Source organism: Duganella sp. CF458 (genome assembly GCF_900113115.1).
Classification (GTDB): Bacteria; Pseudomonadota; Gammaproteobacteria; order Burkholderiales; family Burkholderiaceae_D; genus Rugamonas.
This window is the reverse complement of sequence record NZ_FOOF01000001.1, coordinates 217,045-232,852: the sequence shown is the minus strand read 5'-3', so window position 1 is coordinate 232,852 and position 15,808 is coordinate 217,045. Positions and strand designations below refer to the sequence as shown.

Genomic DNA, 15,808 nt, shown 5'->3' with positions numbered 1-15,808 from the left:
CTCAGTGGTGTTCGCGGTAGTCGGTCTCGCCGCCTTTCGGCAAGTAATGGTAGGTGCGCACGCGGTACTGGATATCGAGCTTGGGATTGCTGATCAACTTGATCATCTCGGCGCCGGCCAGCAACATGGGGCCGTAACCGTGCAGTGCGTGTTTGCTGGTAGGCCGGTTGTAGTAGTACACCTGATCGCCGGCCAGCGTGGTGCCGACGCAGGTGCCTTCCACCTCGCCCTTCTCCGTGACCCTGGTCTGCAGGCCTGCCCAGCCGGCTTGTGCGATGGAGCCGTACGGCGCCGGTGCAATCCAGCCTTGATTGACGGCGTGTGCAATGACATAAGTGAAGATGGCGGAGGCCGAGGTCTCCAGGTAAGAATCGTTACGGTCGATCATCTGGTGCCATAAGCCTGTGCCGGACTGGCGTTCGCCGATCCCTTTCAGCGCCAGGCGCAGTTGCGCCAGGACTTTCGGATAGCCTGGGTGGTCTTTCGGCAGCACGTCCAGCAGGTCGGACATGGCCAGCACCGCCCAGCCATTGGCGCGCGACCAGTAGAAGTTCGGCGCGTCCTGCATGCCGGCGTGCCAGCCGTGGGTGTACAAGTTGGTCTGCGGGTTGAACAGGTAGCCGGCCATGTTGAGTACATTGTTCACCGCGTCGTCGTAATAGGCGCGCTTGCCGGACATGCGGCCCAATTCGGCCAGCGCGGGAACGCCCATGTACAAGTCGTCGCCCCATAGCGACTCGGCTTGCGGGCGCTTGCGGGCCAAGGTGCCGTCCTTCAGGCGGAACTGCTTGTTGGCGACCCAGTCGCTGCAGGTGGCGATCATGTCCGACAGGTCGGGACCTACCTTGGCGGCGCGGGCGCGCATCAGCGCGGCGCACATCGAGCCCGAATCATCAAGTGAACGCGGGTCGAGGAAGCGCGAGAAGCTGTTGGCGCGCTCCAGCTTGAACTGCTTTTCCTGCGCGGTGAAGTAAGGCTTGCTCGACTTGAAGAAAGCGAAGTGACGCTCGGTCATTGCAAGGAAGTTGCTGTCGCCGGTTGCTTCGGCTGCCCGCAGCAAGCCGGAATGGACGACGCCCATTTCGTAGACCTGGATGCCGAAATCACCCTTGCTCGGCTCGAAGATCGCATCGGCCACCGGGGTTTTCAGGTCGGAGATCGGTTGGCCGGTCTTTTTGTTGATGATGCGGGTCGGGGTGACGCCGTCCATGTAGCCGCGCACCTTCTGCAGCGTGCCGGTGATCTCCGCCACGGTCGGCATCTTGTAGGGCACAGGGTAGGTGCCTTCGCCGGCATCGTTCGGGTTCTTGTTGTCTGAATTGCGGTAGGGGCCTTCCGCGTGGGCCGGGGTGAGGGCGAACAGGCAGGCCAGGGCGGCTGCCAGCAGGGACGATGTCGGCTTCATAGGTCTCCGGTGCGACGTTTTAGTGTGGTGAAAGTGCGTCATCTGGTCAGGCCATTCTAATTTGGTCAGACCAAATATGCAAGGTGGACTAGCCAATCGAGATTTTTGTGTGGCATACTGAAAACGAAGGCAAGGAACAATGCAAGTACCCAAAGGATTTCTATGAAGATTGCACGCTACATCAAGATGCACGAGGCAGACAATGTCGCCATCGTGGTCAATGACGGCGGCTTGCCGGCCGGCGCAGTATTCCCGGACGGCCTGATGCTGGTCGAAGGCGTGCCACAAGGGCATAAAGTCGCGCTGCTCGACCTGGCTGAAGGCGATCCCGTGACGCGCTATAACGTGACTATCGGTTACGCCGACCAGGCGATTCCACGCGGCTCCTGGGTGTCGGAGAAGGTACTGCGCATGCCTGGGGCGCGTTCGCTGGATGGCCTGCCGATCGGCACCCGCAAGCCGGCGCCGTTGCCGCCGCTGGAGGGCTATACCTTCCAGGGCTACCGCAATGCCGATGGCTCGGTCGGCACGCGCAACATCCTGGCTGTGACCACCACCGTGCAGTGCGTGTCGGGCGTGGTCGACCACGCGGTCAAGCGCATCAAGGAAGAACTGCTGCCTCGCTATCCGAACGTGGATGACGTGGTGGGGCTGGAGCATATCTACGGATGCGGCGTGGCGATCGATGCGCCGGGCGCCGATGTGCCGATCCGCACGCTGCGCAATATCAGCAAGAACCCCAACTTCGGCAACCAGGTGATGGTGGTCAGTCTTGGCTGCGAAAAGCTGCCGCCGACGCGTTTGTTCCCGACCGGGAGCATCCCGATTGCGTCGGCCAACCTCAATTCGCCGGCCGGTGAGCCGGACGTGGTGTGCCTGCAGGACGGCGCGCACGTTGGCTTCAATTCGATGATCGATTCGATCATGCGCACAGCGGAGCATCATTTGATGGCGCTGAATGCGCGCCAGCGCGAGACCGTACCCGCTTCGGAACTGGTGGTGGGGGTGCAATGCGGCGGCAGCGACGCCTTCTCGGGCGTAACGGCCAATCCCGCAGTAGGCTTTGCGACGGACCTGCTGGTGCGTGCGGGCGCCACCGTGATGTTCTCGGAAGTGACGGAAGTGCGCGACGGCATCGACCAGCTTACCTCGCGCGCCGAGACGCCGGAAGTTGCAGCGGCGATGATCCGTGAAATGCAGTGGTATGACGATTACCTGAAGCGCGGCGGCGTTGACCGCAGCGCCAACACCACGCCGGGCAACAAGAAAGGCGGCCTGTCGAACATCGTGGAAAAGGCCATGGGCTCGATCGTGAAGTCCGGCTCGGGCGCGATCAATGGCGTGCTGGCGCCGGGCGACAAACTGTCGCAAAAAGGCCTGATCTACGCTGCGACGCCGGCCAGCGATTTCATTTGCGGTACGCTGCAGATGGCGGCTGGCATGAACATCCATGTGTTTACCACCGGCCGCGGCACGCCGTACGGCTTGGCGGCTGTGCCGGTGATCAAGGTGGCCACGCGCAACGACCTGGCGCAGCGCTGGCATGACCTGATGGACGTGAACGCGGGACGCATCGCCAGCGGCGAAGCTACCATCGAGGACGTGGGCTGGGAACTGTTCCGCCTGATGCTGGACGTGGCAAGCGGCAAAGAGACCTGGGCCGAACACTGGAAGATCCATAATTCACTGGCGTTGTTCAACCCGGCGCCGGTAACCTGATGACGGAGTAAAAGGCATGACTCAAACTGGAAAACCATTCAAGCGCATCCTGATGACCGGCGCCGCCGGCGGCCTGGGCAAGGTGCTGCGCGACCGCATCAAGCCTTGGGCGGAAGTGGTGCGCTTGAGCGATATCGCCGACATGGGCGAGGCGCGCCCCGGCGAGGAGCTGGTGCAGTGCGACCTGTCCGACAAGGCGGCCGTGATGAAACTGATGGAGGGCGTGGATGCGGTGCTGCACTTTGGCGGCATCTCGACCGAAGCCCCGTTCGAGGCCATCATGCAGGCCAATATCCTGGGTGTCGCGAACCTGTACGAGGCAGCCTACAAGCACGGCGTGAAGCGCTTGATGTTTGCCAGCTCGAACCACGCGATCGGCTATTACAAGACCACCGATATGCTCGATGCGAACATGCCGACGCGGCCGGACAGCATGTACGGCATCTCGAAGGTGTTCGGCGAGCAGATGTCGCGCTATTACTACGATCGCTTTGGCATCGAGACGGTTTGCATCCGCATCGGCTCAAGCTTCCCGCAGCCGGCCAACAAGCGCATGATGTCGACCTATCTGTCGTACGGCGATCTGACGGAGCTGCTGCGCTGCTCGCTCTTCGCGCCGCGCGTTGGACACACCATCGTGTTCGGCATGTCGGACAATGACTCGGTGTGGTGGGACAACCGTTATGCGGCCCACCTTGGCTATCGGCCAAAGGATTCATCGGCCAAGTTCTCCCATCTGTTCCCGGATACGTCCGACTTCCCGGAAAAGGACGACGTCACCACCATTTACCAGGGCGGTAAATTCCTGCTGGACGGCCCGATCTTCAAATGATCGTACTGCGCAGCGGCAGCCTGCGGGCGGTGGTGCTGCCCGCTGCCGGCGGCGGGCTGGCGCGGCTGGACTGGCTAGGTGGCGCAGCACCGGAATCGGTGCTGCGTCCCGCCCCCGACGGCGTTGCGAAGCCGCTGCCCGGCCAACTGGCCTGCTTCCCTCTTGTCCCCTGGTCCAACCGGATCGCGCCTGACGGTTTTGAATTTGAAGGCCGCCGTATCACGCCCGCGCCAACGCGCGAGGGCGAGCCCTGTCCGATCCACGGCGACGGCTGGCGCATGCCTTGGCACGTCGAGGCGCGGGACGAAAGCAGCGTCGTACTGTCACTGTATCGCCGCGATGCTTCGCCATTCGCGTTCACCGCGCATATGGCTTACACGCTGTCGGACAATGCTTTGCGCGTGACGCTCAAGGTTACCAATAACGGCCGGCACCCGCTGCCGTTCGGCCTGGGACTCCATCCCTGGATGCCTAACCCTGAGGACGCGCGCCTGCGTGCCGTGGCGAATGGCGTGTGGCTGTCCGGCGCCGATAAGCTGCCGGCCGTGCGCAGCGCGCTGCCGCCAGCGTGGGATTTCTGCACCGAGGCGACGCGCCCATTGCCGTGTGAAGGCGTCGATAACGCCTTTACCGGCTGGGATGGCCAAGCACAGATCGACTGGCCGGAGCGCCGTTTGCGGCTGCGGATCAGCGCCGACATGGGCTATTACATCCTGTACGTCCCCCGGGGCAAAGACTTCTTCTGCTTTGAACCGGTCGACCATCCGGTCAACGCGCACAACCTGCCCGGCGGCGCGGCAGCCAATGGCCTTACCGTTCTGGCGCCGGGGCAGGATTTGCGGCGCACTGTGCGTTTCGCCGTCGAGGAGATTGCATGAGGACGTTGCAAGCGGCGCTGGGCGCCGCCTGGCTCGCCGCCGGCGCGAACGCTTTGGCGGCTTCCGAGGTGCCGTATAACGCTGAAACCACATACGCCAAGCTGGTTGGCCAGTATCCGAACATCGCGATTGCCAGCCCGCAAGCATCTGCGCCGGTGCGGATGCTGCGCGACCTGACTTACGTCCAGCGCGGCGCGCATGCGTTGAAGCTCGATCTTTACCTGCCCGGCCCCAACGCCGTCGGGCCTAACGCTGTCGGCCGCGAACCTCTTGCGCCATTGGTCGTGCTGGTCCATGGGGGCGGATGGCGTAGCGGTACGCGGGAGAATATGGCACCGCTGGCCGCACGTCTTGCAGCCCGGGGTTTTGCCGCCGCCACGGTCGACTATCGCTTGTCCGGCGAAGCGCAATATCCAGCAGCGGTGCACGACGTCAGGCAAGCGGTTAGCTGGCTGCGGACGGCAGCGCCGAAATTTGGCCTGGATGGCAAGCGCATTGCCGTCGCCGGCGGATCGGCGGGCGGCCAGATTGCCGCGCTGGTCGGCATGACGGACGGCGGCGACGAGACCGGCGCCGTGCAAGCGGTCGTCAATATTGATGGCTTGTCCGACTTCACTTCCGAGGAGGCGCGCAAGCATGAAGACGATCCGGTCAAGAATCCATCCGCGGCCGGCGCCTGGCTCGGCGGCCGCTATGCTGAACAGGAAGCGCGCTGGCGCGATGCATCGCCCTTGACGCATGCGGGTGCCGGCAGCGCGCCGATACTGTTCATTACCAGCAGCCAGCCACGCTTCAGTGTTGGGCGAGCGGCGTTGGCGGAGCGCCTGCGTCAATTCAAGATATCGACCGAGCACGTGCAGCTGCCTGGAACGCCGCATTCATTCTGGCTATTCGACCCTTGGCTGGCTCCCACCGTCGACGCCATGCAAGGTTTCCTGGAGCGCACACTTGGTGTGCCGCAGATTGCGCGCGTGCCTTGGTCGGCGGATCTGGGCGATGGCCGCTACCGCAATCCGGTCCTTCACGCGGACTATTCCGACCCCGACGTGATCCGCGTCGGCAAGCGTTATTACATGACCTCTTCGAGTTTCACCAACGTGCCTGGCCTGCCGTTGCTGGAGTCCGACGATATGGTGAACTGGCGCCTGGTTGGCCATGCCTTGTCGCGACTGGTGCCGGAGGATGCTTTCCGCATGCCGCAGCATGGGAAAGGCGTGTGGGCACCATGCCTGCGCTATCACGACGGCAGGTTCTGGATCTTCTATCCCGACCCGGATTTCGGCATTTACGTGATCACCGCAAAAAGCTTCGCAGGACCGTGGAGCAAGCCCAGGCTGCTCATGGCCGGCAAAGGCCTGATCGATCCCGCACCGTTGTGGGACGACGACGGCAAGGCCTGGCTGTTGCACGGATGGGCCAAATCGCGTGCAGGCTTCAACAACGTTCTTAGCCTGCGCTCGATGGCGCCGGATGGCAGCCGCATGCTGGAAGATGTCAGCCGCGTGGTCATCGATGGCAATACCCTACCGGGCTACCGCACTCTGGAAGGGCCCAAGCTCTATAAGCACAATGGCTGGTACTACGTGTTCGCGCCGGCGGGGGGAGTGGAGACGGGGTGGCAGTCGGTGTTCCGCTCGCGGAATGTCGACGGCCCGTATGAAGCGCGCATCGTGATGGAGCAGGGCAGCTCTTCCATCAACGGGCCGCACCAGGGAGCCTGGGTGCGCGCGCAGGACGGGAGCGACTGGTTCTATCATTTCCAGGACAAGCGAGCGTTTGGCCGTGTGGTGCATTTGCAGCCGATGCGCTGGCAGGATGATGGCTGGCCGATTATCGGCGAGCCTTCCGGCAGGCCGGATGTGGGCCAACCTGTGGTCGAATACGCAAAGCCGATAGCGCGATCGGCGCCGTTCTCGCCTGCAAGTGGCGACGAGTTCGCGGGAATGCGCCTCGCGCCGCAATGGCAATGGGTGGCGAACCCGGCGCCCGATTGGTACTCGCTGGCTGCACGTGCCGGTTTCCTGCGGCTGTATGCGCAGGCTGCGCCAGCACGAGAGGGCGGCGCAGCGTCCATCGCACCGCTGCGGTCATTGCCTGCAGTGCTGACGCAAAAGCCGCCAGCGCCGACCTTTTCCGCGGTGGCAAAGCTGGACCTGCACGCCGTTGCCGATGGCGACACGGTCGGCCTGGCGATGTATGGCCAGAACTACGCTTGGCTGGGCCTGCGCCGTGAGCAGGGCGCACTGCACGTCGTCTACGTGCGCTGCGAAGCAAGCAACGGCAAATGCACGGAGCGACTGGAAGCGTCGGCTCCGCTGCCGCTGAAAACTTTCGCCCACTTACGCGTCGACGTTGGCGCAGGTGGCCAAGCCACTTTTTCCTACAGCCAGGACGGCGTGAACTTCGCGCCTGCCGGCACGCCGTTCACCGCCGCCATGGGCCGCTGGGTCGGCGCCCAGATCGGCCTGTTTGCCACCGGCGTGAAGGGCGCCTACGCGGACATCGATTATCTGCGCATCACTCCTTAGCGGGCTGCGGGACGGAGTTTTCCAAGGTGGCCGGCGCCGGCGTTGCTCATGACGTTGGGCTGGACATCGGCTGCGGGCAGGGCGGTGAAGACATAGGGGACACTCCAGCCAACATCCTGCGGGAAGGCACAATCGGCCAGCGCTTTGCCGTTCAACTGCGAGCCGCGCTCCAGCACCGCCCCCGGCTCGGACTTGCCAGGGTTGCGCAACACGTCGGCGCAACCGTGCGCACCGTCGATGTCGTAGGCGTTTGCGTCGATGATGACGCGCGCCTGCTTGGCGATGCCGACGCTGTACTCGTGCGCATATTCGGCATGCTTGCGCGAGCCCTTGTGGAAGTTGTTGAACAAATGGACTTGGCCGAAGCGAACGCGTGGCGCACGCGCCGTCACGTTATCGAAGAAATTGTTAGAAAAACTCACCCGCAGGTGGCCTTCGTCACTGGTGGCGCGATCGCTGGCGCCAACCAGCGTGTTCTTTTCGTGCAGCGCGAAGTGGTTGTACGACACGGTGACGAAGTCCGACGCCGATGTGATATCGAGCGCGCCATCGTGGCACTGTTTCAGCATGCCGTTCTCTTTTGGCGACTGCCCATCGGTACGCGGCGCGTCGGTGAAGCTGTTATGGTCGATCCACACATGATGCGAACCGGTGACGCTTATGCCGTCGTAATTCGAATTCCAGTTGCCGTGCGGGCCATCCTGCGGATCCCACTTCGGATCGGGATCGCATGGATTGCTGATCGAGAGATTGCGGATGATGACCTGGCTCACGTTGGCGACAACGATACTGGCGTTGATGAAGCCGGCATCTTCGCCAAGCCCGATTAACGTCGTATGGGACGGCAACCGCACCAAGCCCGGTTTGGCGCCATCGGCCATGTCGAGGGTGCCCCGTACCTGGATAATGCGTGCATCCGCAGCGCCGGCGACTGCGGAACGCAGTTCGGCCGCTGTGGCGACCGTGTATACGGCGGAAGCGGGAGCTGTGGCACCGCCATGCGTGCCACCTTGCTCGCCGGCCCAACCGTCGGCAGGCGCGCGTTCGCGCGCAGCTTGTTGCGACGTATCTGCAGGATCGGTAAGCGGGCCGAGTGCAGGGAACATTTGCAGCAACTCCCGTGCGGCCATGTCGCCGAAGAAGCGGCCGCCCTTCGGCCCCAGATGCGTGTAATCGAAGCCTGCGCCTTTGGCTTGGGCCAGTGTGTCCGCTTGTTCCGGCCCCATGGCCTGCACAGCCGCCAGCGAGAGAGCGTTCAAGTCCAGGATCGCCACCTGCTCACGTTTTGCCACTTCGCGCGCTGCCGACGCCCACGGCGCCAGGTCATTCCATACATGGCCGTTGCGGAAGCTGCGGCGGGTCAGGGACGTCACCAGCACCGGTACGCCGCCGCCAGCCTTTACGTCGGCTACATAACGCGCAAGGTTCGCCGGATATTCCTTGACCAGGTCCGTCGAGCGGCCTGGCTTGCCCGGCTGGTCGTTGTGACCGAATTGCATCAGGACATAGGTTTTGCCGAAGCGGGCGCTATCGCGCAGCAAGGCTTGCACTTCGTCCCAGCGCCCCTCGGCGCGGAAGGAACCGGAGCTGCGGCCATTCTTGGCGAGATTGAGGCAGGTGGTGTCGGGGCGCTGGCGTCGGCACAGGTAATCACCATAACCGCCACCGCTGGCGACCGTGGAATCGCCGACCAGGATGATGCGGTCGGCCGCGTAGGCAGGCAAGGTGGCCGCGCAGGCCAGGGACAAAAGGATGTGACGCAACATGAGGCTTCCCCTGAAGTTCGCCTCATTTTATTTTGGCCTGACCGCGATGGCAAGTGGTCAGGCCAAAATTATTTTAGCCGCGCGAGAAGGTCTTGGTAACCCGTTCCAAGTGGGCGCGCATGGCCTGGCGTGCGCCGGCCGCATCGTGCGCCGCGATGGCCGCCACAATATTGCGATGGTCATCCAGCGTGTTCTGGCGCAGTTCTTCCGTCTGGAAGTGCTCTTTCAGCTTATGCCACATGGTGCCACGCTGGTTCCACAGCGTTTCGACCACGCCCACCAGGGCCGTATTCCCGGTGGCGCGGGCAATCGCCAGGTGGAAGTTGCGGTCGGCCTGTTCGTTGGTCGCGCGGTCGGAGTGGTGCTGCTCCATCTCGGCTGCCGCGCGCAGGATCGCATCGATCGCCGAGTCGGTCGCCATCTTTGCCGCGATTGCCGCGACTTCGGATTCGATCAGGCGGCGCGCCGCCAGCACTTCGAACGGCCCGGGACCGCCTTCGGCCACGTCGGAAGGCGAGGAAGCCTTTTCGCTGACATATACGCCGGAACCGCCGCGCACCTCGACGATGCCCGACAGCTCCAGCGCAATCAAGGCTTCGCGCAGCGAGGCGCGGCTCACGCTCAGTTTGGCAGCGAGGTCGCGTTCGGCCGGCAAACGGGTGCCGGGCTTGATGTGCTCTTCGCGGATCAGGTCCTGGATCTTGGCGGCGACCACGCGGTACAGCCGTTGTTCGGCTGCTGGATTCGGCTCCGTTGCAACGATTTTTTTGTTCATGCGGCCAGGGCCTTCTATATAGGGGGAGGATGGTCGCCCGATTTTAATTTGGTCCGACCAATTTCGCAAGAAAGCAAAGGCCGGCAACGTCTGCAGATGTCTCTGATAAGATGTCTGACATCTTTTTCGCGTGTATAATGAAGCGATGACTATCCTTCCTCGCAAGCGACACACCCTGGCCCAGGGCGTGGTCGAACAGATCAGCGGCAGCATCAATAGCGGCGTGCTGAAACCCGGCGACAAGCTGCCCACCGAATCGGCCATCATGGAGCAGCATGGCGTCAGCCGCACCGTGGTGCGCGAAGCGATTTCGCACCTGCAGGCGGCCGGCCTGGTGCAGACCCGTCACGGCATCGGCACCTTCGTGCTTGAGAAGCCGCGCAATACCGGCGGCCTTGGCATCGACGCCGAGAGCATCGTGACGGTGCGCGACGTGCTGGCCATCCTCGAACTGCGCATCAGCATGGAAACCGAAACCGCCGGCCTGGCCGCAACCCGCCGCAGCGACGAACAAGTGGCTGAACTGGCGCAGGCGCTTGCCGATATGCGGCAAGCGATGGAGCAGGGGCGCGCTTCGGTGGAGGCCGACCGCCGCTTCCACCTGGTGATCGCCAAGGCCACCGGCAACCGCTATTTCGTCGACATCCTCGGCCAGCTTGGCCAGGCCATCATTCCACGGGCCCGCGTGAATACCGCCAACCTGTCGCAGGACCGCCCGGCCGACTACCTTGAACGCGTGCATCGCGAACACGAAGACATCTTCCGCGCCATCCAGCGCCAGGACCCCGAAGCCGCGCGCGCCGCGATGCGCACCCATCTCTCCAATTCCCGCGAACGCCTGTTACAGGCACAGCAGCGTTTCGAAAACGCCGCATAAAAATGGGGTACGTCCCCATTTTTTTGCTTGCGTTGATGTCGATTGAGTTGTACGATGACTTACAACTGAGCTCGCGCTCGATTCGTGCAAAAACCACACTTAGGAGTCAACGATGTCCATGTCCCCGCAAGAACTCAAGAAAGTCATGTCGTCCGGCCTGCTGTCCTTCCCGATCACCGACTTTGACGCCGAAGGCAACTTCAACGCCAAAACCTATGCCGAACGCCTGGACTGGCTGGCTCCTTACGGCGCCAGTGCATTGTTCGCCGCCGGCGGCACCGGCGAGTTCTTTTCGTTGACCGCTCCGGAATACTCGCAGGTCGTCAAGGTTGCCGTGGAAAGCTGCCGCGGCAAGGTGCCGCTGCTGGCCGGCACCGGCGGCCCGACCCGCCAGGCCATCGCGCTGGCACAGGAAGCGGAGCGTCTGGGCGCGGACGGCCTGCTGCTGCTGCCGCACTACCTGACCGAAGCCAGCCAGGATGGCCTGATCGAACACGTGGCACAGGTGTGCGAGTCCGTGAAAATCGGCGTGATCGTGTATAACCGCGCCAACTGCCGCCTGAGCGCCAACTCGCTGGCCATCCTGGCTGCACGCTGCCCGAACCTGATCGGTTTCAAGGATGGCGTAGGCGAGATCGAACTGATGGTGCAGATCTACCGCAAGCTGGGTGACCGCTTCTCCTACCTGGGCGGCTTGCCGACTGCGGAAGTCTATGCGGGGGCCTACAAGGCGCTGGGTACGCCGGTGTATTCCTCTGCCGTGTTCAACTTCGTGCCGAAATTGGCGATGGACTTCTACCATGCCACGGCCGCCGGCAACACCGCCGAAACCGACCGCATGCTCGACGAATTCTTCCTGCCATACCTGGAGATCCGCAACCGCAAGGCCGGTTACGCCGTCTCCATCGTCAAGGCCGGCGCGCGCCTGGTCGGCCACTCGGGCGGTCCTGTGCGTGCTCCGCTGACCGACCTGACTGCGGAAGAAGACGCCATGCTGCTGGCGCTGATCAAGAAGCAAGGTGCCCAATAATGCAAATCACCGGTGAAATGATCATCGGCCGGCAACTGGTGCGCGGCGCGGCCGGCAACCAGTTGGCCTTCAATCCGGCTACCGCGCAAAGCCTGCTGCCGGGGTTCGGTCAGGCCGAACTGGCGGACGTGGAGCGCGCTTGTGCGCTGGCCGAACAGGCCTTCGATACCTATCGCGCCACCACGCCGGAAGTGCGCGCCGGCTTCCTGGAAGCAGTCGCCGGCAATATCGACGCGCTGGGTGCAACCCTGACCGAGCGCGCCATGGCCGAAACCGGCCTGCCGCAAGCCCGCCTGGAAGGTGAGCGTGGCCGCACCGTCAATCAGCTGCGCCTGTTCGCTAAAGTGGTGCGCGACGGCCATTGGCTGAACGCCACGCTGGATTCGGCACTGCCGCAACGCACGCCGCCGCGTCCCGACCTGCGCCTGCGCAAGATTGCGGTCGGTCCGGTGGCCGTATTCGGCGCCTCCAACTTCCCGCTGGCATTCTCCGTCGCAGGCGGCGATACCGCGTCCGCACTGGCTGCCGGCTGCCCGGTGGTGGTGAAGGCGCATGCCGCCCACCCTGGCACGTCCGAGCTGGTCGCGCGCGCCGTGCAGAAAGCGGCAGCGGATTGCGGCATGCCGGAAGGCGTGTTTTCCATGATCCATGGCGATGGCCGCGTGGTGGGCCAGGCGCTGGTCGCGAACCCGTCGATCAAGGCTGTCGGCTTTACCGGTTCGCGCCAGGGCGGCACTGCCCTGATGCGCACCGCTGCCGCACGCCCTGAGCCGATCCCGGTCTACGCGGAGATGAGCAGCATTAACCCGGTCTTCATGCTGCCTGCGGTCCTGGCTGCGAACGCCGAGGCATTGGGCGCGGCTTTCGTCGACTCGCTGACCATGGGTGTCGGCCAGTTCTGCACCAACCCCGGCCTGGTGATCGGCGTGGCCGGCCCGGACTTCGACCGCTTTGCTGCCGCCGCTGCGGCGGCGCTGCAGCCGAAGGGGGCGGGCACCATGCTGACCGCCGGCATCCACAAGGCTTATCAGTCGGGCGTCGGCCGCTTGTCCGAAGTTGCCGGCGTCAAGCTGCTGGCATTGGGACAGGAGGAGGGCGCCGGTTGTGCCGCGCAGGCAGCGCTGTTCCGCGTTGACGCGGAAACTTTCGTCGCCAGTCACGCGCTGCAGGAAGAAGTGTTCGGCCCGGCCTCGGTGTTGATCGCTTGCCGCGACGAAGCCGAAGTGCTGCGCCTGGCCGTCAGCCTGGAAGGGCAGTTGACCGCCACCGTGCACTGCGCGGCAGACGACCATCCTCTGGCTGCGAAGCTGTTGCCGACGCTGGAGCGCAAGGCTGGCCGCGTGCTGTTCAACGGCTTCCCGACCGGCGTCGAGGTGTGCCACGCAATGGTGCACGGCGGCCCGTTCCCTGCCACTTCGGACACCCGCACCACGTCCGTCGGCGCCATGGCCATCGAGCGCTTCCTGCGTCCGGTCAGCTACCAGAATGTGCCGGCGGCCTTGCTGCCAGCCGCTTTACAGGACGATAATCCACTGCGCCTGGCACGCCTCGTGGATGGGGAGCTGCGCACGGCAGTTTGATGATGTAGTACGGCCGGGGGAGACACCGGCCGCTTTCGACTATAAGAAACCATGAATCAGCCTAACCCGCAAGCCGTCGGCCTGGCAGCCGAACCGGCCGCCGCCATCGGCAAATACCGCTGGACCATTTGTGGCCTGCTGTTCTTCGCCACCACCATCAACTACCTCGACCGCCAGGTGCTGTCGCTACTGGCGCCTGCGCTGTCGCAGGAATTCGGCTGGTCGAATACCGACTACGCCAACATCGCAGCCGTGTTCCAGTTCGTGTACGCGATCTCGATGCTGTTCGCCGGCCGCGTGATCGACAGGATGGGCACGCGCCGTGCCTTCGTGCTGGCGATTGTGATCTGGTCGTTCGGCGCAATCCTGCACGCTTACTCGGTGGGAATCGGCAGCACGCTGTCGAATCTTCTCGCTGCCGTGGGCATTGCGGCAGTCCCGGTGTCAGTGGCCGGCTTCATGGTGGGGCGCGCAGTGCTGGCACTGGGCGAGGCGGGCAACTTCCCGGCCGCCATCAAGGCTACCGCTGAATATTTCCCGAAGAAGGAACGCTCTTTCGCAACCGGCATCTTCAACTCCGGCGCGAATATCGGTGCGATCCTGGCGCCGGTCACGGTGCCGCTGATCGCCGATCTGTGGGGCTGGCAATCGGCCTTCATCATCATCGGCGCGATCGGCTTTGTCTGGATGGGTTTCTGGCTGTATTTCTACGATGTGCCGTCGAAGCAGAAGCGCCTGTCGCGCGCCGAACTGGATTACATCAATAGCGATGCGGCCGAGAATTCGGCTACAGCGGCTATGGCGGCTGCAGCGCCGGCCGCCGGGGCGGAGCCGCGCAAGGCATCCTGGTTCAAGCTGCTGGCCTACCGCCAGACTTGGGCGTTCACGGCTGGCAAGTTCCTGACCGACGGCGTGTGGTGGTTCTTCCTTTTCTGGCTGCCGAAATTCATGTCGGCGCAATACGGCATATCGGCGACCGAAATGGTGGTGCCGCTGGCGGTGCTGTACTCGATGACCATGTTCGGTTCCATCGGCGGCGGCTGGTTCCCGACCTTCTTCATCAACCGCGGTGCCAGCGTCTACCAAGGCCGTATGCGTGCCATGCTGACCATCGCCTTCTTCCCATTGGCGGTATTGCTGGCGCAGCCGCTTGGCTACCTTGGCATCTGGGTGCCGGTGATCCTGATCGGCATCGGCGCCTCGGCGCACCAGGCCTGGTCTGCCAACCTGTTCACGACGGTGTCGGACATGTTCCCGAAACACAGCGTCGGCTCCGTGGTCGGCATCGGCGGCATGGCCGGTGGCCTTGGGGGCGTGCTGATCACCAAGGTGGCCGGCAAGCTGTTCGATCACTACAACGCGCTGGGGCAGATCCAGACCGGCTACATGATCATGTTCACCTTCTGTGCGCTGGCTTACCTGATCGCCTGGTGCATCATGAAGGCGCTGGTCCCGGCGCACAAGGAAATTACTGACCTGTGATGGAAAAAGTAAGCGGTGTTCATTGCACGGTGGGTGAAAGCCCCACCTGGCACGCGGGCGAAGGCGCCTGGTATTGGGTCGACATTCCGGCGCGCCGCATCTGGCGCCTGGATGACGCTAGCGGCGCCACGCGCTTCTGGGAGGCGCCGGAGATGGTGGCATGCATATCGCCTGCTGCGCGCGGCGGCTTCATTGCGGGCATGGAGACCGGCATCTTCCACCTCGCACTGCAAGAAGACGGCAGCGTATCGGCCGAACGCCTGGCCGCGCCGCCCGGGTCCGAGCTGGGTGAGGGGATGCGCTTCAATGATGGCCGTTGCGACCGGCAAGGACGCTTCTGGGCCGGCACCATGTTCATGGACATGGCAGCGGAAAGGGCGGTCGGCCAGCTTTATCGCTACAGCGCTGGCGAAGGCCTGTCGGCGCCATCCGTGTCCGGTTTGCTGACTCAGAACGGCACGGCATTCTCGCCCGGCGGCGATGTGATGTACCTGTCCGATTCCCATCCGAAGCGGCGCATGGTGTGGGCCTTCGATTACGACATTGCCGGCGGCACGCTGCATAACAAGCGCATCTTCCTCGACCTGGGCGCGCAAAAAGGCCGTCCTGACGGCGCCGCCGTCGATGCCGACGGCTGCTACTGGACCTGCGCCAACGATGGCGGCCTCTTGCAGCGCTACACGCCGGCCGGTGTACTGGACCGGGAGCTCGCGCTGCCATTCGCCAAGCCATCGATGTGCAGCTTCGGCGGCCCTGACTTGTCCACGCTGCTGGTGACCTCGATCGACCCCGGCAATGCCGCCGATGGCTGGCCCGGCGCAGTGCTCTTGCTGCGGCCTGGTGCGCAAGGCTTGGCCGACGCCCTGTACGCAGAAGATTGATCTGTTGCAATCTTGCGTCAGGGAAGTTTTCTTTTTGTTAATTTTATTGCATACT

General features: G+C 63.7%; 12 protein-coding genes. 9 read left to right on the top strand and 3 right to left on the bottom strand.

What is annotated here, in order from left to right; all coding sequences use genetic code 11:
- Position 1: 1 nt before the first annotated feature.
- Positions 2–1,405, bottom strand: a complete 1,404-nt coding sequence (locus tag BM269_RS01020; protein ID WP_090434689.1) for a glycoside hydrolase family 88/105 protein — start codon at positions 1,403–1,405, stop codon at positions 2–4.
- 162 nt (positions 1,406–1,567) lie between these two features.
- On the opposite strand from BM269_RS01020, the gene garD reads away from it, so the two are divergent.
- From garD to BM269_RS29710, 4 genes are read left to right on the top strand one after another with little or no spacing between them, the layout of a single operon-like run.
- Positions 1,568–3,124 carry a galactarate dehydratase gene (gene garD, locus BM269_RS01015; RefSeq protein ID WP_090434686.1) on the top strand — a complete coding sequence of 519 codons (1,557 nt, stop codon included), beginning with the start codon at positions 1,568–1,570 and terminating at the stop codon, positions 3,122–3,124.
- 16 nt (positions 3,125–3,140) lie between these two features.
- Positions 3,141–3,956: an NAD-dependent epimerase/dehydratase family protein gene (locus tag BM269_RS01010; protein WP_090434683.1), complete on the top strand. Its 816-nt coding sequence runs from the start codon at positions 3,141–3,143 to the stop codon at positions 3,954–3,956.
- On the top strand, positions 3,953–4,834 hold the full coding sequence (locus BM269_RS01005; RefSeq protein WP_090434680.1) for an aldose 1-epimerase: 882 nt from the start codon (positions 3,953–3,955) through the stop codon (positions 4,832–4,834). The genes BM269_RS01010 and BM269_RS01005 overlap by 4 nt, the downstream gene beginning before the upstream one ends.
- A complete protein-coding gene (locus BM269_RS29710; RefSeq protein ID WP_090434678.1) occupies positions 4,831–7,362 on the top strand; it encodes a family 43 glycosylhydrolase in 2,532 nt (843 codons plus the stop codon). The genes BM269_RS01005 and BM269_RS29710 overlap by 4 nt, the downstream gene beginning before the upstream one ends.
- Here BM269_RS29710 and BM269_RS00995 read toward each other — a convergent pair.
- Positions 7,359–9,128: a pectate lyase family protein gene (locus tag BM269_RS00995; protein ID WP_090434675.1), complete on the bottom strand. Its 1,770-nt coding sequence runs from the start codon at positions 9,126–9,128 to the stop codon at positions 7,359–7,361. The two genes, BM269_RS29710 and BM269_RS00995, sit on opposite strands and share 4 nt — an antisense overlap.
- 73 nt (positions 9,129–9,201) lie before the next feature.
- Positions 9,202–9,903, bottom strand: coding sequence for a FadR/GntR family transcriptional regulator (locus BM269_RS00990; protein ID WP_090434672.1), 702 nt, complete (start codon positions 9,901–9,903; stop codon positions 9,202–9,204).
- A 145-nt stretch (positions 9,904–10,048) separates the two neighbouring features.
- Here BM269_RS00990 and BM269_RS00985 point away from each other — a divergent pair, with 145 nt between their 5' ends.
- From BM269_RS00985 to BM269_RS00965, 5 genes are all read left to right on the top strand, one after another.
- Positions 10,049–10,780 (top strand): FadR/GntR family transcriptional regulator, encoded by a 732-nt coding sequence (locus BM269_RS00985; protein WP_090434669.1) that lies wholly within the window; start codon positions 10,049–10,051, stop codon positions 10,778–10,780.
- A gap of 118 nt (positions 10,781–10,898) precedes the next feature.
- On the top strand, positions 10,899–11,810 hold the full coding sequence (kdgD, locus tag BM269_RS00980) for a 5-dehydro-4-deoxyglucarate dehydratase (protein WP_090435560.1): 912 nt from the start codon (positions 10,899–10,901) through the stop codon (positions 11,808–11,810).
- On the top strand, positions 11,810–13,390 hold the full coding sequence (locus BM269_RS00975; RefSeq protein ID WP_090434666.1) for an aldehyde dehydrogenase (NADP(+)): 1,581 nt from the start codon (positions 11,810–11,812) through the stop codon (positions 13,388–13,390). The genes kdgD and BM269_RS00975 overlap by 1 nt, the downstream gene beginning before the upstream one ends.
- A 51-nt stretch (positions 13,391–13,441) precedes the next feature.
- Positions 13,442–14,872 carry an MFS transporter gene (locus BM269_RS00970; protein ID WP_090434663.1) on the top strand — a complete coding sequence of 477 codons (1,431 nt, stop codon included), beginning with the start codon at positions 13,442–13,444 and terminating at the stop codon, positions 14,870–14,872.
- A complete protein-coding gene (locus BM269_RS00965; RefSeq protein ID WP_090434661.1) occupies positions 14,872–15,753 on the top strand; it encodes an SMP-30/gluconolactonase/LRE family protein in 882 nt (293 codons plus the stop codon). The genes BM269_RS00970 and BM269_RS00965 overlap by 1 nt, the downstream gene beginning before the upstream one ends.
- The last annotated feature ends 55 nt before the right edge of the window (positions 15,754–15,808 follow it).